This is a genomic window from Streptomyces sp. NPDC059037, assembly GCF_042740015.1.
Lineage (GTDB): Bacteria > Actinomycetota > Actinomycetes > Streptomycetales > Streptomycetaceae > Streptomyces.
In genome coordinates, this window is record NZ_JBHYIG010000061.1 from 4,313 (window position 1) to 25,268 (window position 20,956).

The window sequence follows — 20,956 nt, forward strand, 5'->3', positions numbered from 1 at the left end:
CCCCGGCTCTATGATCCGGGGCGGAGGGCTTTGGTGACGGGACGGCTAGTTCAGCGAAGCGCCCTTGGCACGCCACCTGACCGCCGCCGCTCCCGCGAAGTCGCCGGCGTGCGCGAAGCCCGCCAGCATCAGCAGGCTGCCGTCCTTGACGCGGCCCTCACGGACGGCGTGGTCGAGCGTGATCGGCACGGCGGCACCGAAGAGGTTGCCGAACCGGTCGAAGGTGTCCAGATGCCGCTCCGCGTCGATGGAGAGCCGCTCCTGCCACTGCTTGAGGAAGACCCGGTTCGGCTGATTGGTGATCAGCAGATCCAGCTCGGATGTCTTGAGCCCGAGGCTGTCGCAGACCTTGCCGACCGCTTCCGGGACGAGGCGGTTGCCGCGCTCCAGGATGTCGGTGATCCGGTCGGGGGTGAACCCGGTGTGCACCTGGCTCGTCCCCGGCTCCCAGTACTTGCGCCCGTCGTCGAGCGTCAGCGTGCAATCAGCGGTGTACTGGCCGTTGTTGAGGGTCTCGACGCCGAGGATCGGAGACTCCTCGGACGCCGCCACATAGGCCACCGCGCAGCCGTCGCCCGGCACGACCGACTCCGGGAGCCGGCGCACGTCGGGCTGGGTCATCACCGTGCCCGCACAGTTCTGCACATTGCACAGCAGCGCCGAGCGTGCCTGCCCGGACCCGATCAGGGCCCGGGCGATCCGCAGCATGTGGACGAACGACGCACAGCCTCCGTTGTGCGCGTCGATCACCCAGTCGGCCTTGATCCCGAGACGGTGGGCGACCTCCGCGCCCGCGCCGCTGAAGAACACCTCGGGAAGCAGCACATTCGTGATCACCACGTCGATGCCGCGGGCCTCGTCGGGTCCGATGCGGTCGAGCAGGGTGCGCCCCGCCTTCTCGATCATGTCCGCGGGCGTCTCGTCCCGCGAGACGTGGTGCCGGTGGCGCGGGGCCTTGAACATCGGGTGGCCCCACTGGTGCGACGTACCGTCCTGGACCTCCAGGAAGTAGTTCGCCTCCACCGGCTCGCCGGGCAGATAGGAGGCGAGGTCGAGCAGGCTGACCGTCCTCACGCGGAACCCCCGTAGCGGTGCTCCAGGATCTTCTTCAGGTTGTCCGCCTCCAGTTTGTGCCCGGCGTAGAAGAGACCCCACAGGTCGCCCACCCAGGGGCGCTCCGGGGTGGAGGCCAGCTCCGGGTTCGGGTTCTTGTCGTAGTACGGGTGGCGGCAGTTGGTCCAGATCAGGACCGTGCCGGACTTCCCGAGGACGGGCTCCGCGGGAACGATGCGGTGCAGATAGTTCATCCACAGCTCCTGGCCCTGGTCCCAGGCGGCGCGCATGTCGACGGTGAGCGCATCGGGGTCGCCGTCGATCCGCAGATAGATCTTGGTCTCGTCGTCCAGGAGGGTGTCACGGCCGACATAGAGGCCGGGCGTGTCCGTCGGGGCGAAGTCCCTTGTGCTGTACGTGTATTCGTTGAGGCTGCGCACATCGGTGAGGTAGTCGTAGACGGCGCGCGGCGGGGCGTCGATGTACTGGTGCACCGTGCAGTAGTCGCCGTACACCTCGTCGTACGTGTACGACTCCTTGGTGATCTCCTCGGCGAGCGCGAAGGCCTCCTCGCGGGAGTTCGTCTCCCAGCGCAGCAGGCCGGGGACGTCCGCGATGGCCGGCGGGATGGCGGGCGGCGGGACATAGGCGGACGTGGTCATGATGCGACTCCTTCGTTGACGTTCTTGCTGGCGTGTTCGTCGGCGATTTCGATGGCGTTGAGTTCCTTCGCGCGGGCCCGGATGCGGTCCTGGAAGGGCTGGTACTGCGGTATTTCGGAGAGCGGGACGTCGACGCAGATCAGCGACGGCGACCCGGTGTCACGGGCGCGCAGCAGGGCCGCGCGCAGCTCTTGTGTGTCGGACGCGCTGACCGCGTCGAGGCCGGGGAACAGCGCGGCGATGCCCTCGGCGATCCGCGCGGGGCGGAAGGCGTTGTAGGTGTACTCCCCGGAGTAGAAGAGGAGTTCGCGTACGTAGCAGGCGCCGTGGGCGTTGTTGTTGTAGATCACGAAGGTGACCGGCAGATCGTGCTCGACCGCCGTGTGGACCTCCATGCCGTGCATCAGGAACGCGCCGTCACCGGCCAGGACGTAGCTGCGCCGCCCGGTGGCGAACGCCGCCCCGATGCCGGCGCCGAAGCTGTGCCCCATGCCCCCCATGCCGAGCGCCAGGATGTACCGGCCGCCGGCGGGGGTGCCGATGGTGTTCAGGACGGAGGTTCCGGTGTTGCCCGCGTCGGACACCACGGTGGCGCCTTCGGGCAGCACGGAAGCCACGGTCAGCGACACGTCCTGCATGGTCAGCGGGCCGTCGCCGGGGGGTGGTGCGGGTGCACGGCCCACCCCGGTGTCCGGCGGCGACATCCGGCCGGAATCCTCCAACAGCGCGGTGAGCGCCGCTAGTTCGGCGCCCATCGGCCCGGTGAGCCGCAGCAGCTCCCCGCTCTCGTGCAGGAAAGGCTCACGGCCGTCGAGGACGATCACCGGGACGCTCTTCAGATGGTCCCGAAGACCGCCCCCCGCCATCTGCGGCAGCCGGGTGCCGGCCAGGACGACCGCCGATGCCCGCTCCACCCGCTCCCTGACCTCGGGGCGGCCCAGCGGTCCGACCACCCCCAGGCCCAGCGGGCCGGTCTCGTCGAACACGTCCCTGGCGTCCGGGGCCACCGCGACCGGCGCGCCGAGCACATCGGCGAGCCGCGCCAGACGGTCCCGGGCGTCGGCGCGGGCCACGCCCTCACCCGCGACGATGACGACCCCGTCCCGTTCGGCCGCCGAGCGCAACAGCTCTGCGGCGCGGGCTAGTTCGGCGGACGATGCCGGCTTTTCGTACGTCGCTGAAACGGCCGGTGCCGACAGTTCCGTGCGGGGCAGCGCGGCCTGCTGCACGTCCTTGGGGAGCAGCAGCACCGCGGGCCCGGGGGCCGCGGCGTCGGTCGCCGCGGCCAGGGCGCGGGGCAGCAGCTCGGTGATGGCCGCGGGGTCGTCGACCCGGGCGCAGAAGACGCCGAGCTCGGAGAAGAGACGTACCGCGTCGATCGTCGCGGCCCGGCCGCTGGTCTCCTGGAACGAGCCGTGCCCGTCGAGCGCGGCCGGCGGCTGCCCGACGAGCACGAGCGCCGGTACGTACGAGGCCCTCAGCTCGGCGAGGCCGGGCACCAGGTTCATGGCGCCCGCGCCGGAGGTGGTGGCGACCGCGGCGATCCGCTGCGACGAGCGGTGGTAGCCGTCGGCCATGGTCGCCGCGGAGAACTCGTGCTTGGCGACCACGCCGCGCACCGCGGTGCCCGAGTCGTTGATCGCGTCGTACAGATCCTCGATGTTGGCGCCATCGACCCCGAAGACGTGCCGGACTTCGTGATGGACCAGGAAGTCCACGATGAAGTCGACCACGCGGTAAGTGCCGTTCATGGTCGCCCCTCCTTAAGTAGCGCCGCCATGCCGCCATTTGACGGGCGTACGCGGCGGGCGAGCCAGAGACATGTCTCTGCCAGAGGGGCCTGCCGGGAGCCGTGGCAGGAACGTGCCAGGCGGGCTGTCATGCGCTCCGCGGCGCCGGTGCCTTGGATGAGGAGGTGTCTCGGTCACGAGGCCCAGGAAGCCAGGAAGCCAGGAAGCCAGGAAACCCAGGAAACCCAGGAAACCCAGGAAGCCCACCAGAGAAGGGAATTCCCGTGATCACAGTTGACACGGTGTGCCGGCTCATCGAGAAGAAGCTGGGAAGCAAGGCCGCGGCGCTGACGCTCGACGCGGACACGGTCTTCGACTCCGTGGGCCTTTCGAGCCTGCAGATCGCCGACATCGTCTACACGATCGAGGACGACGCGGGCATCGAACTCGACTCCGCCGACGCCGCCAACGTAAAGACCGTCGGGGACCTGGTGGAACTCGTCGCTGCTGCCCGGTCCGCCCGCGTCGAGGCCTGAGCGCCATGAATCCAGGGGCCACCGCCGAGGCCATCAGGCATCACTACGACATCTCGAACGACTTCTACGGTCTGTGGCTCGACGACTCCCTCACGTACACCTGTGCGCTGTGGGACGACGCCGGAACCAGTGGGTCCGGCGGCGTGCGCGAGACCCTGGAAGGCGCCCAGGCCCGCAAGCTCGACCACCTCATCGAAGGGGCGTGCGCCGTGGGCGCACGCCGCGTGCTCGACGTGGGCTGCGGCTGGGGAAGCCTGCTGAAGCGGCTGGTGCAGATCTACGGCGTGGAGCACGCCGTGGGTCTCACCCTCAGCGACAGCCAGGCCGAGCTGATCCGCGCGGCCGGGCTGCCCAACACCGAGCTGCGGGTGGAGAACTGGCTCGACCACCAGCCGGACGGCGGCTACGACGCGATCATCTCCATCGGCGCGTTCGAGCACTTCGCGAAGACCGGGCTCTCCAGGGCCGCCCGCGTCGCGGCCTACCGCGAGTTCTTCGAGCGCTGCTACGCCTGGCTGCCGCCCCGTGGCCGGATCGCGCTGCAGACCAACATCAAGGGCAACAACACCGTGATGGACAAGGCCACCGTGCGTGAGCTGATGTTCATCATCGAGACGATCTTCCCGGAGTCCGAGATACCGGCGCTCTCCGAGGTGATCGAGGCCGGCGAGAAGCTCTTCGACGTCGTCTCCCTGCGCAACGACCCGGACCACTACAGCCGTACGTGCGCGGAATGGCTGCGCCGGCTCACCGAGAACCGGGAGCAGGCCGTGCGGAGCGCGGGCGAGGAGAACGTCGCGAACTACGAGCGGTATCTCGGCGCGAGCGTCCGGCATTTCCGCAATCGCCACCTGGGGCTCGCACGGATCATTCTCGAAAAGGGGCGTTAGATGAGCACCCCTCCGAAACGGCAGCCCAGCTCCCCGAAGCACGTCGTCTACTGGCACGAGACCGAACAGGTCACGCCCGGACCGCCGTTGCGGCAGGACGCCGAATGCGACGTCTGCATCATCGGCGGCGGCTACACCGGCCTGTGGACGGCGCTCTTCCTCCAGGAGGCCGAGCCCGCGCTCGACATCCGCGTCGTCGAGGCCGAGCACTCCGGACACGGGGCGTCGGGCCGGGCGGACGGCTTCGTCACGCCGACCGTCGGCAAGGACATCCGCGCCCTGGTCAAGGAGTTCGGCACCCGGCGCACCCTCCAGGCCTCGCAGGCCGTCGGCAGGTCGATCCTGGAGATCGGCCGCTTCACCCGGCGCAACAAGATCGACGCCGAGTACGAGGCCAACGACTACCTGATGGTCGCCACCGACCCCGGTCAGCTCAAGCGGCTGCGCGAGGACCGTGACCTCGCCGCCGAGATCGCGGGCCGCGCACAGCCCGAGATCATGACCGCCGCCCAGGCGCGCGAGGTCATCGGCTCACCCGCGATCCAGGGCGCCCTGCGGACCGGCGGAGCCCAGGTCAACCCCTTCAAGCTGGCCCGCGGCCTGGCGCGCGTCGCCAAGGAGCGGGGCATCACGATCCACGACGGCACCCCGGCCCTGCGGGTCGAGCCCGGCGTCCGCCCCACCGTCGTCACCCCCGGCGGCCGGATCACCGCGGACAAGGTGGTGGTCGCCGCCAACGCACGGCAGTTCACCTTCCGGCAGTTCCGCGGCAGGACCGTGCCCGTGTGGAGCTACGCCATGGTGAGCGATCCGCTCACCGACGCGCAGCTGAGCCGCATCGACTGGGCGGGACGCGAGGGCCTTGTCGAGGCGAAGACCATGCTCACCTGCGCACGGTTCACCGCCGACAACCGGCTGCTGTGGGCCGGCGGCACCCCGCTGTACTTCTACGGCCGCGACATGGGCGAACGCCGTATGTACGAACCGCGCGTCTACCGCGAACTGCACCGGGAGTTCCGCCGGTTCTTCCCGATGTGGCACGACGTCGGCTTCCGCTACGCCTACGGCGGCGTCATCGACATGACCCGCGACTACGCCCCGCACTTCGGCTCGCTGCCCGGCGGCAACATCCTTTACGGATACGGCTTCTGCGGCAACGGCATCGCCGCAACCCACACCGGCGGCAAGGTCCTGCGGGACCTGGTGCTCGGCAAGGACACCGACTGGACCCGGCTCCTGTACGTGGACGACGCACGGCGCGGGCAGCGCACCTACCCGCCCGAGCCGCTGCTCTACGCGGGCGCCCGCGCCACCACCCGCCTGTTGCAGTGGAAGGAGTCGAGAGCATGAGCGTGCGCCGAACCGTGCTGCTGACCGGAGCCTCCGGGGTGGTGGGCCAGGCCGTCCTGCGGGAGGCGCGCAGCGGCGCCGTCCGGATCATCGCCCTGTGCCGGGGCACGTCCGCCGCGGTGCCCGAGGGAGCCGACGCCGTGGTGCACGGCGACATCTCCCAGGACCGCTTCGGTCTCGACGAGGAGAGCCACGCGGCGCTGGCCCGCGAGGTGGACACCGTCATCCACTCGGCGGGGCTCACCGAATGGGGCCTGCCGGCCGACCGCTATCTGCCGGTCAACGTCGAAGGCACCCGGCAGGCCGCCGACTTCGCCCGCCGCGCCGGGGCGAGCGTCCACTTCATGAGCACGGCGTTCGTCGCGGCACTCGCGGTGAACGCCCCGCACCGGCTCGGCGCGGGCAACGTGACGGCGAACTACGTCCGCTCCAAGCTGCGCGCGGAACAGCTCCTGCGCGACAGCGGTGTCCCGCACACCGTGTTCCGCCCCACGAACCTCATCGGCGACTCGCTGACCGGCTGGACGTCGCGCGGCCAGATCGTGCAGCTGATGTCGGACTGGATCTGCCGCGGGCGCGCCCCCTTCATCCCCGTGCACGAAGGCAACCGCATCGACGTCGTACCGCAGGACCTCCTCGCCAAGGCGGTGCTCGGAGCCGTCCAACTCGGGGATGACCAGGGAGAGTTCTGGGTGACGTACGGCGAACGGGCCATGGACATGACGGCGGCACTCGAGGTGTGCGCCAAGCACGCCGCGAACCTCGGCCGGGCCCTGGCCCCGCCGCCGGTCGTCGACCCGGACGGCATCGACCCGGACCGGCTGCGCGAACTGCCGCCGCTCGCCCAGTCGTATCTGACGGTCCTGCGCGACGTCAGCGAGACGACGCGGTGCAGCGGCGGCGTGCTGCCGACCTCGCTGCCCGAGCTGAGCGAACGCCACGGCCTCGCCCCCGTCGCCGACACCGACGCGTACCGGCGGACGCTCGAGTACGCATCCACCCACCTCGGTCAGTCCCGTAGTCCCGAAAGGACAGCAGCGTGAACCAGGACGTGAACGAGGACTGGAAGCCGCCCCGGCTCGACGGGAAGATCGCGGTGGTCACCGGCGCGAGCAGGGGAGTGGGCCGCGGCATCGCGCTCGCCCTGGGCAGCGCGGGCGCGACGGTCTACGTCACCGGCCGCAGCACCCGCTCCGCAGGCCGCACCGAAGACCTGCCCGGCACCGTCGACGACACCGCGGACGAGGTCACCGCCCGCTCCGGCACCGGCATCGCGGTGCGCTGCGACCACACGTCGCCGGCGGACAACCAGGCGCTCGCCGACCTGATCAGGGACCGCCACGGACGCATCGACCTGCTGGTCAACAACGCCTGGGGCGGCTACGAACGATCCGGCGAGGTCCGCTTCGACGCACCGTTCTGGGACCAGCCCATGTGGCGCTACGACCTGTGCGAGGGCTCCCTGCGCGCCCAGTACGACGTCACGCGGGTGCTCGCGGGCCTGATGCTCCCGCAGCGCGCCGGGCTGATCGTCGGCATCGGATTCACCGACGGCGACATCTACCTGGGCCAGGCGGCGTACGACGTCTTCAAGTCGGCGTCCGACCGGCTCAGCCGCGCCTTCGCCGCCGACCTGCGCAAGCACGCCGTCGCGGCGCTGTCCCTGCACCCCGGCTTCGTCCGCACCGAGCGTGTCGAGGCCGCCTGGGAGGCACTCGGATCCGGGCCCGCAGCGGTGGTCCACTCGCCGGAGTACGTGGGCCGTGCGGTCGTCGAACTGGCCGCCGATCCACAGGTGTTGGAGCGCTCCGGGCAGGTCGTCTCCACCGGTGACCTCGCCGCCGATTACGGCTTCAGCGACATCGACGGGCGGCGGCCGCCGACCTTCCGGCTCGAAGGACGGATGACGCTCGCCACCCGGATGGACCGGCTCAACCGGGCCGTCGCCGCGGGGAAAAGGGAAGTCGCCGCGGGAAAGAGGGAAGTCGCCGCGGGAAACAGGGAAGAGGAGAAATGAACGGCAAAGAACACCGCTGGTTCGTGCTCGCGGCATCCGTCATTCCGCTGCTCGCGCTGCCCGCCGCCATGGTCCTGCTGTGGAACAGCGTCTTCGGCTGGACCGACCTGGTCGTCCTCGTGGTCATGTACGCCGTCTCGGGCCTCGGGATATCCGTCGGCTACCACCGGCTGCTCACCCACCGCGCGTTCGAGACGCGCGGGCCGATCCGGGTCGCCCTGGCCACCGCGGGCGTCCTCGCCGGGCAGGGCCCGCCGATCATCTGGGCATCGCACCACCGCAAGCACCACCGGGTCGCCGACAAGGAGGGCGACCCGCACAGCCCGCACCTGGACTTCGAACCGGGCTTCAAGGGCGCCGTCGCCGGCATGTGGCACGCGCACCTGGGCTGGCTGTTCGACGAGAACCTCGCGTCCGACCCCATGCGCTACTGCCCCGACCTCGTCCGCGAGAAGCCCCTGCGCTGGCTCAGCGAGCACTTCGCCGCCGTGGTCGCCGCGGGGGTCGTCCTGGCGGGCCTGCTGTCCTTCGCCCTGTCCGGCGGCTCCTTCCGGGCGTTCCTGACCGGCATGCTCTGGGGCGGGCTCGTCCGCATCTTCCTCATCAACCACGTGACGTACGCGGTCAATTCGATCGGCCACTACTTCGGCCGCCGGCGCTTCTCCACGACCGACGAGTCCCGCAACGTCGCCTGGCTCGCCCTGCCGTCCTTCGGCGAGGCCTGGCACAACAACCACCACGCCTTCCCCCGCTCGGCACGGCACGGCATGAAGTGGTACGAGGCCGACCTCAGCGCGGTGTTCATCTGGGGCCTGGAGAAGACCGGCCTCGCCTGGAAGGTCATCCGCATCGACCCCGAGCGGATGACGATGCGGGAGGCCGGGATCAGCCGGGTCAGCGGAAGCACCGTCGGCGAACAGAAACTCCTGGCGGGACAGCAGAAGATCGTGCCCCTGGCGGAACGCCCGGGAGGCACCGGCGACCTCTCTCTCGTGGATGTGGAGTGATCACGGCCATGGGCAACACCGACACTCGGATACGCACGCACATACGTCTCTGGGACTCCTTGATCCACGGACCGACGCACGGCGCGCTGTACCACTGGGACGGCGACCGCTACGCCCGCACCACCTGGCGCGAGGTCGTCGCCGACGCGCACGGCATGGCCGCGACGCTGCGGGCGGCCGGCGTGGGGCCGGGCACCCGCGTCGCCACGGTCCTGACCAACTCCGCCGACTGCGTACGGGGATTGCTCGCCGTCTGGCTCGCGGGCGGCGCCGTCGCCTCGCTGCCGCTGCCGTCGCGGGGCCAGACCCTGGGGGAGTACGGCAGCCTGCTCGAATCCCTCACCGCACGCCTCGACCCGACGCTGGTCCTGGTGGACGCGCAGCTCGAGCCCCTCGTCCCCGAGGGACTCCGCGCCGACCTGCCCGTACTGAGCTGGTCCGCCCTGCACGGTCCGGGCCGCATCGAGCCGAGCCCGCCCGGTCTCGACGACGTCGCCTACATCCAGTACTCGTCGGGCAGCACCGGCGGGGCGAAAGGCTGCACGCTCACTCCGCGCGCCATCGCCGCCCAGCTGGGCCTGATCCTGGACATGACGGGGGGCAGGCCCGGCGCCGAGGTCATCGCCTCCTGGATGCCGCTCTCGCACGACATGGGCGTCTTCGGCCTGATGCTCTACTCCTGGGCCTTCGACTACGACTTCGTCATGTCGACGCCGGAGCGCTTCGGCATGGCCCCCCGCTCGTGGTTCCGGGACATGTCGGAGTTCGGGGCGACCATGACCGGGGGCACCACCACGGCGCTGTACCTCGCGTCCCGGGCACAGGGGCGCTCGGCCCTGGCCCGCGAACTCGCCCTGCGGGTCTGCGTGGTGGGCGCGGAGCGCGTCGACGCGGAGGTCCTCGCGGGCGTGACCGGGACCTTCCGCGACTCCGGCCTCTCACCGTCCGCCTTCATGCCCGCCTACGGCATGGCGGAGGCGACACTGGCCGTCAGCGCGACCGGGTGGGCCGATGCACCCCGCGTACGCGGCTTCGACGCGTCAGCCCTCATCGAGGGCAAGATCGTCGACCTCGCCGAGGACGACCCCGGGGCGGTCCGCCTCGTCTCCAACGGGGCGCCGCTGCCCGGCGTCGGCGTGACCATGGAGCACCCCGATGAGGTCTCGCAGCTCCTGGTCACCTCGCCCAGCCTGGCCACCGGCTACCACGCGGACCCGGAGCGGACCGCGGAGCGCTTCCGTGACGGAGTGCTGCGCACCGGGGACCACGGGTTCGTCCGCGACGGAGAGGTGTACTTCGTGGGCCGAGCCGACGACCTCGTGTCCGTCGGCGGCCGCAACGTCTACACGAGCGAGATCGAGGCGGCGGTCGAGGCGCTCGGCCCCGTACGCAAGGGCTGCTCGGCGCTGGTGGACGTGGCGGGAGCGGGAGCGGGAGCGGGTGTGGCGAGCGCGGGCGGGGGCCTCTCCGAGCTGGTCCTGCTCCTCGAACCGGCCCGCAAGAGCGACGACTTCGCGCAGATAGCGGACCGCGCGGCCGAACTGGCAAGGGAGAAGTCCGGAATCTCTCTCTCGGAATGCGTCTTCGTCGAACGCGGCTGCCTCCCGCGCACCCCGAGCGGAAAGATCCAGCGCTTCCGCTGCCGCTCGATGCTCACGCGGGACACCTCAAGCCTCAAGATCATCTCCCGTGTACGGCTCGGCTGACGCACCGCCTGCCGGGACAAGGAAGGAATGAACCACCCATGAGCCAGGCACAGTTGCTGCCCACGGACTACTTCTCCGACACGGAGGTCATCGGCCGCGAGGACCATCTGCGGCTGCACCTCAACGAGAACCCGTACGGCGCACCGCCCGGCGCCATAGCCGCGGTGCACAGCGAGGCGGACAACCACCTCAACTGCTACCCCGACAGCGAGTGCCGAGAACTGCTCGCGGCGCTGGCGACCCACTTCGACGTACCCGCGGACATGGTCGCGGTGGGCAACGGCACCGACGAACTGGTCCTGCTGACCTCCATGACGTTCCTGCGCCCGCCCGGGTCCTCGGTGGCCATCACCGAAACGACCTTCCCCGGTTATCTCCTCTCGGCGAGGTCGGTGGGCGCCGAGCCGCGCACCGTGCCCCTGCGGGACGCGGCGGTGCCGGCCGACGGGATCGCCGCGGCACTGCGCGACGGCGTGGACCTGGCCTGGGTCTGCAACCCGCTCAACCCGACGGGCACGGCCCTCTCCGGGCCGGACATCACGCACCTGATCGACACGGCGGAGGAGACGGGAGCCGTACTCGTCCTGGACGAGGCGTACATGGACTTCGCGGGCCCGGAGCACGACGTGGCCCTGGCCGCGGTCCGATCGGGCCGCCGGGTCCTGGTGACCCGGACGTTCTCCAAGGCGTGGGGTCTGGCATCGGTGCGCGTGGGAGTCGTGATGGGCCCGGCGGACCTGGTGTCCCGCATCAAGGAGACAGGTTCCGCACTGCCGTTCAACGTCACGCGGTCGGCCCAGCGGGCGGTCCTGAGCGCCCTGGCGCGCCCCGCATACGTGGACCGGGTACGCGAGGCCAACCGCGAGGCCCGCGACCTGCTCTGCAAGTCCCTGGAGTCCCTCGGCGTGGAGTACGTCCCTTCGGTCACCAACTTCGTCTTCCTGGCGACCCCGAAGGACCACCCGGACCTGGCGGCCCGCCTCGCGACGGAACACCGCATCCTCGTCAGGGACCTGACGGCGTTCGGCCTGCCCGGGAAGCTGCGCATCTCGGTGGGGACGAGGGCGGACGTCGAACGCCTGACGACGGCGATGACGGAGGTGCTGCGGAGCTGACGGGCGGATTGCGCCGGCGGGGCGGGGCGGGGCGGGGCGGCGGACCGGCACCGAGATCTGCCGATTCCCCCACAAGTCCCCCGATAGAAAGGCAGGATTGCCTCCTCCGCCCACCCCCACCCTCACTCCATCCCCCACCCCCATCCTCATCCCCACCCCCATCCCCCCAGAGGATTCGAATGACGAACCAGCCCATCGCCTCTCTGCCCAAGGGGCACCAGACCATGGTGCTCGCGCACCGGGCCATGGTGCGGGACCTGGACCGCATCGCGAGCTCGGCGGACAGCCTGACCCGGTCGGCGGACCCCGCGCGCGCCGCGGCCCTGCGGGACTACAGCGACAAGATCTACCAAGTGATCGAGCACCACCACGAGGGCGAGGACACCTTCCTCTGGCCCCGCCTGCGCGAACTCGGCGCGGACGAGTCGGCGTTGGCCCTGATGGTCACCGAACACGAGGAACTGTCCGAGGTGCTGCACGCCTGGCACCGGGCCTGCGAACGCCTGGACACGGACTCCGAGGCGGCGGCGGAGGTGGCCAAGCGCACGGTGGAGGTACGCGACCACCTCTCCCGCCACACGGCGGACGAGGAGCAGGAACTGGTGGGCCGCTTGGCCCCGGCCCTGGGCGACCGCCTCTGGAAGCAGTACGGAACACACATGCGCAAGACGGCACCGGGCTGGACCCTGCGCTTCATGCCGGCCTGGCTGGCCTCGGTGGCGGGCCCCGACGACAAGGGCGGAGTCCCGGCCCCTCCGGTGGCCCTGCTGTTCCGCGGCTGGCTCCAGAAGACCCAACAGGCGGCTTTCGGCGAGTCATCCTGACGCCAGTGCTGAAACTGCCCAACTCCCAAGCTATACAGGGGGAATGGCAACCTTCGTACTCATCCACGGCGGCGGCGACAGCGGCTGGGCCTGGCATCTCCTCGAAGCCGAGCTGCGCGCCCGGGGCCACGAGACCGCCGCCCCGGACCTGCCGTCGGACCAGCCGTCCGCGGGGCTCGGCGACTACGCGGATGCGGTCGTCGAGGCCGTCGGTGAGAGCCAGAACCCCGTGGTCGTCGTCGGGCACTCCTACGGGGCCTTCACCGCGCCGCTGGTGGCCGAGCGGCTCCGGGCCGGCGTGCTGGTCCTGCTGGCCGGGATGATCCCGGCGCCGGGCGAACGGCCGGACGACTGGTGGGAGACGACCGGCTGCAACGAGGCCCGGGAAACGGCGGGCCTGGCGGCCATCGAGGGCCCCTTCGAGAGCTTCTACCACGACGTTCCGCGCGTCCTGGCCGAGGAGTCCATGCGCAGAGAGCGGGAGGAATGCTCCCGGTCGGGCAACGAGCCCTGGCCGTTGCCGACCTGGCCTGACGTACCCACAAAGTTCATCGTCTGCAAGGACGACCACTTCTTCCCGCCCGAGTTCTTCCGCGGCCTCGCACGAGCGCGCCTCGGCATCACGCCCGACGAGATCGGCGGCGGTCACTGCGTCGCGCTCAGCAGGCCGAAGGAGCTGGCGGACCTGCTGGTCGGGTACGTCAAGGGGTGACCGTCGGCTGACGACGCTCAGTCCGTGGGGAGGGGTGGTTCCACCGGCAGTAGCCCGATCCCGGACACCGGCCCGACATGGCCGATCTTGTCGGGGTTCGAAACGGAGTGGATCGCCCGGACCGCGCCGTCGGAGATGTCGAGTTCGACCACACTGGCGACGCGCCCTTCGGCGTCGTACGTCACCGCGCCCGGTCGCCCGTTGACCCGGGCCGGCCGGAGGGCGGCGCCGAGCTTCCTGACCCGGCGGACCCCGCCGACGAACAGCTGTCCGACGCGCCGCGGCTCGGTCACCGGGTTCCTGGTCGCCCGCGCCTTGCCGCCGCCGTCCCCGTGGAAGACCACTTCGGGCGCGAGCATGCCGAGCAGCGCGTCCAGGTCACCGCCCTCGGCGGCCGCGAAGAACCTACGGGCGAGCTCCTCACCCTCCGCCCGCCGCGCCGGGGCCGGCGCGCTGTCGGCATCCGGCGCCCCGGCGGCGATGCGCTTTCTGGCGCGGGCGAATATCTGCCGGCAGTTCGCCTCGGACTTGCCGGTGCTGCTCGCCACGTCCGGATAGCCGTACCCGAACACCTCGCGCAGGATGAACACCGCGCGTTCCACCGGGGAGAGGGTCTCAAGGAGCACGAGGAACGCCATGGACAGCGAGTCGGCCAGCTCGGCGTGCTCGGCAGGACCGGGCTGCTCGGCGGTCACGACGACCGGCTCGGGCAGCCAGTTCCCCACGTAGGTCTCGCGCCGCACCCGCGCCGAACTCAGGTAGTTGATCCCGAGCCGCGTCACCGCGGTGGTCAAGTACGCCTTCGGGGCGGCGATCGCGGTACCTGCCTGGTGCGCCCGGGTCAGCCCGAGGAAGGCGTCCTGGACGATGTCCTCGGCGTCGCCCACCGATCCGGTCATCCCGTAGGCGATGGAGAACATCAACGCCCGGTAGCCACCTGCGTCAGCCCCATCCACCACATCCGTTGATCCCGGCACGGCCCCCAACCTCTCCTCGGTGAGACACACGTCACACCCCCCACCGTCACAGCTTGCCGCGGTGCCCTGTCTTAGAGGAGCAACAGCGAACAACCGGCCCGACAACCCTGCAAGGACAAAGCCATGAACCTCGCCCTGTGGATCGTTACCGGACTGCTCGCCGTCGCCTACCTGCTCGGCGGCGGCTTCAAGGTGATCACGCCGAAGGAGAAGATAGCCGCCAGTGGGGCCAGCGCGAGGTGGGTCGAAGATTTCAGCGAAGGCGGCGTCAAGGCCATCGGGGCGGTAGAGGTCCTGGCCGCGGCGGGCCTGATCCTGCCCGCGGCACTGGACATCGCCCCGATCCTGGTACCGCTGGCGGCCCTCGGCCTGGTGCTGCTGATGATCGGGGCGGCGACAGTCCGCATCCGCCGCCACGAGAACAAGCTGCTGGCAGTGGACCTGATCTACATAGCCCTGGCCGCTTTCGTGGCCTGGGGCCGCTTCGGCCCCGAGTCCTTCGTGGGGTGACCTGGGGGCATCGAGGGCCAACCCGGGGGCGGCATCGAGGACTGGCCGGACGCCTTCGCGCAAAGGGAACTCGGACCGCGCCCGGTGTGCGTGGGGGTGCGACCCGGCACAGGCCGATGTGTGATTCGACCGGGTGCTCGGCATGTCCGATGGGCTCCCCGACGAACATATGTGCATTGCGCATGGATGTACTGGGGCGGGATCTTCACACGGGCAGGCGCCAACTCGGGCCGTCGGGAGTGCCGAGCCACACGCGTTGTCCATCGAGAGTGATCGTGAGTCCGAAAGCCTCGACGTGGGGAGAGCCAGCCGCTGTCCAGACCTCGACCGCGTCCTCGATCGCGTCCCATAGCTTGAGCGGCCCGCGCTGCTCGACGATCCACCCCCCGCGCTCTGCCGGGCGGGTCCGTGCCTGTGAGCCCGTGGCGACGTCGAGCAGGATTTGCTCGGCGCCGGTTCCGAACCGCTCGGCTGAGGGCGCGGCGAGCTGTCCGACAAACCGGCCCGTCCAGTCGTCGAGCTGCGTCGGATCGATGCGGCTCGGCCGTTCCTCGCCCGGCAGGAACTCGAGTCGGCCGCGCGGCGGGTGGTCGTGCGGCCGGGCAATCATGAACGAGGTGTAGCCCGGGAGGAATCGGCCGGTCGCCCCGCCCTCGTCGTCGACCGTCAAGCGCACGAGACCGTGACCGAACGACCAGCGGGCGAGCGTGACGAGGATCGTGCCGCCCGGCTTGATCTGACGCAGCCATGTGTACGGGACGAACCGCACCGAGCAGGCGGCGATCAGCCGGTCGTACGGCGCGCCCTCGGGCGCGCCGAGCAGCCCGTCGCCCGTGATCAGCGTCGGCGAGTGCCCGGCCTCGTCGAGCGCCTTGCGGGCCCGCTCGGCCGCGTCCTGGTCGACTTCGATCGAGGTCACGTTCTGCGCTCCGAGCACATTGCAGAGCAGCGCCGTCGAGTAGCCGGTGCCGGTGCCGATCTCGAGGACGCGGTCGCCGGGCCTGGCCCTGGCGCGCTCGATCATCTGCACGACGAGGCCCGGCAGCGTCGACGACGACGTCGGACTGCCTTCGACGGGGCCGGTGGCATTCTCGGCGAGTACGCCGTCGATCTGCGTCACCCACGTCTCGTTGCTGTACGTGAGGTCGAGCCATTCCTCGGCGGGGATGCTGTCCCGGCGCAGCGCTGTCCACGCGGTCGGCGCCGGTAGCCCTGACTGCTTGAGGATGGCAGGGCCGAGGAAGAGTTCGCGGGGCTCGGTCTCGACCGCAGCTCGCCACGCGTCGTCGTGCAGCCAATCGTCCTCGGCGAGGGTGGCGGCGAGCCGGCGCCGCAGGGCCTCAGCGGTAGTCATGTGCGGCCTTTCTGCAGGGTGTCTGCGAGTGCTTCCGTGATGGCTTGGCGGGTGGGGTCGTCCACGAACGCCCATTGCCCGTTGGGGTTGCATTCCAGGAACCACCATCGGCCGTCGGCGTCCAGGGCGAAGTCGAAAGCGCCGAAGGTGAGCCCGAAAGCGTCGAGGAACGCGCGGACGGCAGTTCGTACGGTGGCCGGGACCGGCACCGGGTTGTACGAGAGCCGCTTGTAGTCCTCGCGCCAGTCCAGGTGATCGCCGTCGATGTCGATCCGGGTCGCGAACAGTTCTTCGCCGACGGCGGCGAGGCGTATGTCGGCGACCTTGTCGACGCAGGACTGAAAGAAGTGGGGGCACAGGCTGACGCGCTCGTCGACTTCGGCCGCGTCGACGACACGTACCCATACGGTGCGCCCCTTGCCTTCGTCGTCCGGAAGGTGAACGAGGCGAAGCGGCTTGTACACCGCCGGGCCGCGGTCCGTGATGAACCGCCGGGCGTCATCCGGGTCAGTCGTGATCAGACTCTCGGGCACGTACATGCCTACACACGAGGCGGCAGCGAGCTGCGCGTTCTTGTACCCGGCGTCGCGGTTGCGCCATGGGTGGTTGACGTAGAGAGCGCCGGGAAGATTGGCGAGCACCCCTGCGTACCCGGCACGGGATTGGGAGTTGGTGAACTGTTCCTCCATGGTGACGCCGGGGCCGGTGCCCCCGTAGGGGGTGGGCCGTCGCCAGTAGACCGAGCGGACGGCGTCGAGACCGATCTTCCGAGTCGGGGTGTGGATGGTTCCGGAGAGTCCGCGAGTGGTCAGGTGCGCGCTCATGCGGGCGTCGGCGGGGAAGTCGACGCCCGGGTCGAGCCGCACGACCGGGACACCTCGGCCGTGCAGCTCGGCGAGCACCAAATCCGCTGTGGTATCCCCGAGGAAGGTCACGGCAAGAATTGGCGGCTCGTGCATGTCAGTCCGACTGCTCGTCGGGGATGGAGTCCGAATCGGCGGGCGCCGGCGGCTTGCCGCCGCCCCCGTCGGCGCCGGTCTGCGTCGACTGCGACGTCGCCGTGATGTCGCCCAACGTGGGGCTTGCGAGTGGCTGCCCGTTCTCGTCGCGGTAGGTGGTTGTCTGGCTCTCGGCGTCGAGTGTCAGTAGGGCGTACGGCACGTCGACGGGGTTGCGGTAAGGGGCAAGGCGTGACATGCCCCAAGGTGCCTTCGTATGGGTCACGTTGGGCTCTCCTTCTGTGGTGTGAAGACACGGACTCACGGTTGCCCGACCGGCTCACTCGTTCAGTGAGGGGCGGGGGTCAATGGGGGCGATCGTTCGGATCGCGAGGGGTGAGGGTGCCGTGCATGCCCTGCCGAACATGAGTCGGCCGCGGGGCAGACCGGTGTCGATGTACTGGTCGGCGGCAGCCTGCGAGGCGCCGCGCACGAGGGGGTCGAGCCCGAGGGCCACCGCGAGCTCGTTGCGGTCCGTCAGCAGCCGGACGAGCCGAGGGTGCGTCGGAATCTCGATGCCGTACTGCGATCCGGCAGGGTGAATGAGCAAGCGGGCGCCGGGGTGTCTGGTGACGCGCGGGCCCGAGTCGGTCAAGGGCTTGTCGGCCTCGACGAGGGCGAGCGCGTCGGCGAGTTGGCGCATGTCGTGCTCGATCGACTCGGGGGTCTCGCCCCGCCGCCGGGCGGGTGGGTGGGCGAGCAGCACGATCCCGAGTGGTTGACCGGCGCGGTCGGCGCCAATCCATGTCCAGGCACTGAGCGAGGCGAGCAACGCCGGTGAGATCGTGGGTACTGGCGTACGTGCCGGCGTCACCACGTGATCACCTCCGGGCGTGTGGTGTGGGGAATTTTGAACTCGGCCCAAACGGTCTTGCCGGTCTTCTCCGTAGCGACGCCCCAGTCATCAGCGAACGCGGCGACGAGAAAGAGGCCCCGCCCGCCGAGCTCGTCCTCGTCGCTGTGGCGTAGCTCGGGAACGCCGTTGCCCTCGTCGCTCACCTCGAGGCGCAGGCGAGCGTCGGCGAGAGCGACGCGTACGAGGAAGTCGTTCCCGACAGGGGTTCCGTGGGCGATCGCGTTCATCGCGAGTTCCGAGACGCACAAGCGGACTTCGTTGGCACGCTCGCCGAGGCACCACTCGCTCAGAGCGTCGGCGACGAACGTTCGGGCTCGACCGACCGATGCGGGATGTGCCGAAAATTCACGTTCGAGGAGTTGCTGCACGGCGGCCGCCTTATGTGCGCGGGTCGGCGCCGCCTGTGCGGTCGCCGTTCGGGATACCCATCAGGTACGCGAGCCGCCGGGCCGTTCCGGCCTCGTCGCCCGCCGTGCCAAGCTCGTAGTCCCACTCCGTGACGTAGCGACCGTTGTCGTCTCCGACCGCTTCGACAAGCGTCGTGTTGAGGGGGTTCGTCACGGTAAGCATCCATTGTTCCCGCTTGTGACGGTTAATCCCCGAGCTTTGAGCAACTCGGCCAGAATGGCCGACGTGTTCGCGTCCATGCCCCGATCTCACCGCAGGCGCCTGCGGCAAGGGATCTGACAACCTATGACACGGAGTTGATCAATGCCTCGAGCTGTGACGATTACCGGAACCCGGTCGACCAGTCATCGTGAACTCACCTGGTTTGCCGACGTGTTCACCTCGTACCTAGCTCCATTCGCAGACGACGAGGCGCAGTTCTACATCGGTGGCGCGGTCGGGATCGACAGTCTGTCTCTGCTGTGGTTGGCAGGGAACTCGAAGTCGCGAATCACGGTCGTTGCCCCGGGGACTGTGGAGCAGCAGCCGGCCGACGCGCGGCAGGCGATCAGCCGGTGCCGCAACCGCATCGCGAACGTTGTCGAGCTTGGCGCCGACGAGCTGCGAACACCGGCCTTTCACGCACGCAATCGGTGGATGGTGGATCACTCAGACATGGTGATCGGGTTTCCGGCCGAAGGGCCGGAAGGCACCTCGGGGACCTGGCAGACCATCAACTACAGCGCACAGAAGGGGAAACCGCGGCTGATCGTGCCCATCTGACGCGGGCTGCGGGCATCATGAGCGCATGAGCGCGCACGACAGACAGGTCGGCGCCGCCACGCTCAAGCGGTTACGGCTCGCTCGCGGTTGGTCCCTCGCGGAGACCGCGCGCGCTGTCATCGACGCGGCTGCCCGGCTCGGGCAGCCCCTCGACTCAACCGTCGCGAGCGTGCAGCGGTCCGTCGCCCGTTGGGAGAGCGGTAAGGCGCCCATCCTGCCGGGTGAGCGGTATCAACTGCTGCTCGCGCACCTGTATGCCCGAGACGTTGCGGGGCAGCCCGCCCTCGGTGCCGGCAGTGACTTCGCCGAACTCCTCGAGGCACTCCGGCAGTTTGGAGAGAGCGAGCGCCGGCTCGGTGAGCTACGGACGCTCGTCGTGCGTACCACGACGGATGCGGGGGGCGGGCTGCTCGCGCTGCTCGGCCCTTCGACGCAGGCCGCGCTCTCGGCAGCTCTCGCCGACCCGGCCCGCCTCGATGCAGAACTGCTTGCCGCCATGCACGGTGTCATCGGAGACGTGAACGGGCAGATCGGCAGCGTCCCATTCGTGCGGCTGCAACTCCTACTCGCCCCCGTAGTCGAATCATGCCGGCGCCTGCTCGGAGCCGAGATCCCCGACGCCTTCGCCGCCGATCTGCACGCGCTAGCCGCGCAGGCGTACACGCTCGCTGGCCGGTTCGCCTTCGAAACGCGCGACGACGAAGCATCAAAGGCGCTTTATGCCGCGGCGACCGATGCGGCAGGCGGCACCGGCGCCCCATGGCGTCGCGCCGTGGTTCATATGAGTCATGCGCTCGTCACCCTGTACTCGACGCCGGGCCTTGAACCGGCGCGAGCTCTCGTCGACGCTGCGGTACGCGACGCCCGAGCCGGCGCGAGCGTCACGATCCGATCCCGCGCACACGCCTTGCAGGCGGAGATCGCGGCCCGCGGCGGCACTGCGTTTGAACGGCAGGCGCAGGCAGCACTCGCCCTTGCTTGGTACGACATGGACGGCGACCGCGACGGCGACCCGGCGACGAGCTCGTTCTCGCCCGCCCACTTGCGAGGGTTCGAGGGCGTCACATCGCTGTACATCGGAGACCCCGGCGAGGCACACGACTACTTCGCCCGATCGGCAGCCTCGCTTGTCGCCCCGCGAGAACGAGTGCAGCGGGCGATCGTGTCGACCGACCAGGCGCTCGCGCGCATCCGCCTTGACGACCCGCGGTCGGCCGCAGACCTGTTGCGCGGTTGCGTCGACGCAGCCACCTCGACCGGCGGGCGAGTAGCCGTGATTCGCCTACGTCGGGCTCGCCGTGACCTACGTCAGTGGCGACAAGAAGACTTCGTGGCCGACCTCGACGACCACATGATCGACTCGCTCGGCGCCTAATCGCCGATACGAAGCGGGGGCACGGCGAGACCGGGCCTGCTGCCTCATCACCTACCGACAACTCAGCTCATTGTGTTAGCCGTTCTTAGACGGGAAGTGTCGCTTTCTAGAGGA

General features: G+C 69.9%; 23 protein-coding genes. 13 read left to right on the forward strand and 10 right to left on the reverse strand.

Annotation, left to right across the window (positions count from 1 at the left end):
• Positions 1–45: 45 nt before the first annotated feature.
• From ACFWY6_RS15390 to ACFWY6_RS15400, 3 genes are read right to left on the reverse strand one after another with little or no spacing between them, the layout of a single operon-like run.
• Positions 46–1,074 carry a 3-oxoacyl-ACP synthase III family protein gene (locus ACFWY6_RS15390; RefSeq protein WP_384689717.1) on the reverse strand — a complete coding sequence of 343 codons (1,029 nt, stop codon included), beginning with the start codon at positions 1,072–1,074 and terminating at the stop codon, positions 46–48.
• A complete protein-coding gene (locus ACFWY6_RS15395; RefSeq protein WP_384689720.1) occupies positions 1,071–1,715 on the reverse strand; it encodes an SRPBCC family protein in 645 nt (214 codons plus the stop codon). The genes ACFWY6_RS15390 and ACFWY6_RS15395 overlap by 4 nt, the downstream gene beginning before the upstream one ends.
• Entirely contained in the window at positions 1,712–3,466 is a 1,755-nt protein-coding gene (locus ACFWY6_RS15400; protein WP_384689723.1) for a thiamine pyrophosphate-binding protein, read from the reverse strand. The genes ACFWY6_RS15395 and ACFWY6_RS15400 overlap by 4 nt, the downstream gene beginning before the upstream one ends.
• 263 nt (positions 3,467–3,729) lie before the next feature.
• On the opposite strand from ACFWY6_RS15400, the gene ACFWY6_RS15405 reads away from it, so the two are divergent.
• The 10 genes from ACFWY6_RS15405 to ACFWY6_RS15450 all read left to right on the forward strand — a co-directional run bounded on the left by ACFWY6_RS15405 (position 3,730) and on the right by ACFWY6_RS15450 (position 13,602).
• Positions 3,730–3,981 carry an acyl carrier protein gene (locus ACFWY6_RS15405; protein ID WP_384689725.1) on the forward strand — a complete coding sequence of 84 codons (252 nt, stop codon included), beginning with the start codon at positions 3,730–3,732 and terminating at the stop codon, positions 3,979–3,981.
• A 5-nt stretch (positions 3,982–3,986) separates the two neighbouring features.
• A complete protein-coding gene (locus tag ACFWY6_RS15410) occupies positions 3,987–4,871 on the forward strand; it encodes a class I SAM-dependent methyltransferase (protein WP_384689727.1) in 885 nt (294 codons plus the stop codon).
• On the forward strand, positions 4,872–6,221 hold the full coding sequence (locus ACFWY6_RS15415; protein WP_384689730.1) for an NAD(P)/FAD-dependent oxidoreductase: 1,350 nt from the start codon (positions 4,872–4,874) through the stop codon (positions 6,219–6,221).
• A complete protein-coding gene (locus tag ACFWY6_RS15420; RefSeq protein WP_384689733.1) occupies positions 6,218–7,264 on the forward strand; it encodes an SDR family oxidoreductase in 1,047 nt (348 codons plus the stop codon). Before ACFWY6_RS15415 ends, ACFWY6_RS15420 begins: the two co-directional genes overlap by 4 nt.
• Positions 7,261–8,238, forward strand: a complete 978-nt coding sequence (locus tag ACFWY6_RS15425; RefSeq protein ID WP_384689736.1) for an SDR family NAD(P)-dependent oxidoreductase — start codon at positions 7,261–7,263, stop codon at positions 8,236–8,238. The genes ACFWY6_RS15420 and ACFWY6_RS15425 overlap by 4 nt, the downstream gene beginning before the upstream one ends.
• On the forward strand, positions 8,235–9,245 hold the full coding sequence (locus tag ACFWY6_RS15430; protein ID WP_384689738.1) for an acyl-CoA desaturase: 1,011 nt from the start codon (positions 8,235–8,237) through the stop codon (positions 9,243–9,245). The genes ACFWY6_RS15425 and ACFWY6_RS15430 overlap by 4 nt, the downstream gene beginning before the upstream one ends.
• Before the next feature lie 8 nt (positions 9,246–9,253).
• On the forward strand, positions 9,254–10,951 hold the full coding sequence (locus ACFWY6_RS15435; RefSeq protein WP_384689741.1) for an AMP-binding protein: 1,698 nt from the start codon (positions 9,254–9,256) through the stop codon (positions 10,949–10,951).
• Between the two features lie 38 nt (positions 10,952–10,989).
• Entirely contained in the window at positions 10,990–12,066 is a 1,077-nt protein-coding gene (locus ACFWY6_RS15440) for a pyridoxal phosphate-dependent aminotransferase (RefSeq protein WP_384689743.1), read from the forward strand.
• 179 nt (positions 12,067–12,245) lie between these two features.
• Positions 12,246–12,890, forward strand: coding sequence for a hemerythrin domain-containing protein (locus tag ACFWY6_RS15445; protein ID WP_384689746.1), 645 nt, complete (start codon positions 12,246–12,248; stop codon positions 12,888–12,890).
• A gap of 43 nt (positions 12,891–12,933) precedes the next feature.
• Complete coding sequence (locus ACFWY6_RS15450) at positions 12,934–13,602, forward strand: alpha/beta fold hydrolase (RefSeq protein ID WP_384689749.1); 669 nt, start codon at positions 12,934–12,936, stop codon at positions 13,600–13,602.
• Positions 13,603–13,619: 17 nt separating this feature from the next.
• Here ACFWY6_RS15450 and sigJ read toward each other — a convergent pair whose 3' ends face one another.
• Positions 13,620–14,579, reverse strand: a complete 960-nt coding sequence (gene sigJ, locus ACFWY6_RS15455) for an RNA polymerase sigma factor SigJ (protein WP_384689752.1) — start codon at positions 14,577–14,579, stop codon at positions 13,620–13,622.
• Positions 14,580–14,702: 123 nt separating this feature from the next.
• Here sigJ and ACFWY6_RS15460 point away from each other — a divergent pair, with 123 nt between their 5' ends.
• The gene (locus tag ACFWY6_RS15460; protein WP_384689755.1) at positions 14,703–15,089 is read left to right on the forward strand and encodes a DoxX family protein; all 387 of its coding nucleotides are present in this window, start codon (positions 14,703–14,705) and stop codon (positions 15,087–15,089) included.
• Between the two features lie 205 nt (positions 15,090–15,294).
• On the opposite strand, the gene tgmC is transcribed toward ACFWY6_RS15460, so the two are convergent.
• Genes tgmC through ACFWY6_RS15490 form a run of 6 tightly spaced genes read right to left on the reverse strand, consistent with a single transcriptional unit; the run spans position 15,295 to position 18,858 of the window.
• Positions 15,295–16,443 (reverse strand): ATP-grasp peptide maturase system methyltransferase, encoded by a 1,149-nt coding sequence (gene tgmC / locus ACFWY6_RS15465; protein ID WP_384689758.1) that lies wholly within the window; start codon positions 16,441–16,443, stop codon positions 15,295–15,297.
• Positions 16,440–17,402 carry an ATP-grasp ribosomal peptide maturase gene (gene tgmB / locus ACFWY6_RS15470; protein WP_384689761.1) on the reverse strand — a complete coding sequence of 321 codons (963 nt, stop codon included), beginning with the start codon at positions 17,400–17,402 and terminating at the stop codon, positions 16,440–16,442. Before tgmB ends, tgmC begins: the two co-directional genes overlap by 4 nt.
• A gap of 1 nt (position 17,403) precedes the next feature.
• Complete coding sequence (gene tgmA, locus ACFWY6_RS15475; RefSeq protein WP_384689764.1) at positions 17,404–17,667, reverse strand: putative ATP-grasp-modified RiPP; 264 nt, start codon at positions 17,665–17,667, stop codon at positions 17,404–17,406.
• Between the two features lie 54 nt (positions 17,668–17,721).
• Complete coding sequence (locus ACFWY6_RS15480; protein WP_384689767.1) at positions 17,722–18,258, reverse strand: hypothetical protein; 537 nt, start codon at positions 18,256–18,258, stop codon at positions 17,722–17,724.
• A complete protein-coding gene (locus tag ACFWY6_RS15485) occupies positions 18,252–18,665 on the reverse strand; it encodes an ATP-binding protein (protein ID WP_384689770.1) in 414 nt (137 codons plus the stop codon). Before ACFWY6_RS15485 ends, ACFWY6_RS15480 begins: the two co-directional genes overlap by 7 nt.
• Positions 18,666–18,675: 10 nt before the next feature.
• Positions 18,676–18,858, reverse strand: a complete 183-nt coding sequence (locus ACFWY6_RS15490; RefSeq protein ID WP_384689773.1) for a hypothetical protein — start codon at positions 18,856–18,858, stop codon at positions 18,676–18,678.
• 162 nt (positions 18,859–19,020) lie between these two features.
• Between ACFWY6_RS15490 and ACFWY6_RS15495 the strand changes: the two genes are divergently transcribed.
• A complete protein-coding gene (locus tag ACFWY6_RS15495; RefSeq protein ID WP_384689776.1) occupies positions 19,021–19,467 on the forward strand; it encodes a DNA-processing protein DprA in 447 nt (148 codons plus the stop codon).
• A gap of 25 nt (positions 19,468–19,492) precedes the next feature.
• The gene (locus ACFWY6_RS15500) at positions 19,493–20,842 is read left to right on the forward strand and encodes a hypothetical protein (RefSeq protein ID WP_384689779.1); all 1,350 of its coding nucleotides are present in this window, start codon (positions 19,493–19,495) and stop codon (positions 20,840–20,842) included.
• Positions 20,843–20,956: the final 114 nt, after the last annotated feature.

Coding starts and splice junctions, on each gene's coding strand:
- ACFWY6_RS15430 (WP_384689738.1), top strand. CDS start 8,235: ATGAACGGCAAAGAACACCGCTGGTTCGTGCTCGCGGCATCCGTCATT.
- ACFWY6_RS15435 (WP_384689741.1), top strand. CDS start 9,254: ATGGGCAACACCGACACTCGGATACGCACGCACATACGTCTCTGGGAC.
- ACFWY6_RS15410 (WP_384689727.1), top strand. CDS start 3,987: ATGAATCCAGGGGCCACCGCCGAGGCCATCAGGCATCACTACGACATC.
- ACFWY6_RS15395 (WP_384689720.1), bottom strand. CDS start 1,715: ATGACCACGTCCGCCTATGTCCCGCCGCCCGCCATCCCGCCGGCCATC.
- ACFWY6_RS15400 (WP_384689723.1), bottom strand. CDS start 3,466: ATGAACGGCACTTACCGCGTGGTCGACTTCATCGTGGACTTCCTGGTC.
- ACFWY6_RS15440 (WP_384689743.1), top strand. CDS start 10,990: ATGAGCCAGGCACAGTTGCTGCCCACGGACTACTTCTCCGACACGGAG.
- ACFWY6_RS15500 (WP_384689779.1), top strand. CDS start 19,493: ATGAGCGCGCACGACAGACAGGTCGGCGCCGCCACGCTCAAGCGGTTA.
- ACFWY6_RS15450 (WP_384689749.1), top strand. CDS start 12,934: ATGGCAACCTTCGTACTCATCCACGGCGGCGGCGACAGCGGCTGGGCC.
- ACFWY6_RS15420 (WP_384689733.1), top strand. CDS start 6,218: ATGAGCGTGCGCCGAACCGTGCTGCTGACCGGAGCCTCCGGGGTGGTG.
- ACFWY6_RS15445 (WP_384689746.1), top strand. CDS start 12,246: ATGACGAACCAGCCCATCGCCTCTCTGCCCAAGGGGCACCAGACCATG.
- tgmB (WP_384689761.1), bottom strand. CDS start 17,402: ATGCACGAGCCGCCAATTCTTGCCGTGACCTTCCTCGGGGATACCACA.
- tgmC (WP_384689758.1), bottom strand. CDS start 16,443: ATGACTACCGCTGAGGCCCTGCGGCGCCGGCTCGCCGCCACCCTCGCC.
- ACFWY6_RS15415 (WP_384689730.1), top strand. CDS start 4,872: ATGAGCACCCCTCCGAAACGGCAGCCCAGCTCCCCGAAGCACGTCGTC.
- ACFWY6_RS15460 (WP_384689755.1), top strand. CDS start 14,703: ATGAACCTCGCCCTGTGGATCGTTACCGGACTGCTCGCCGTCGCCTAC.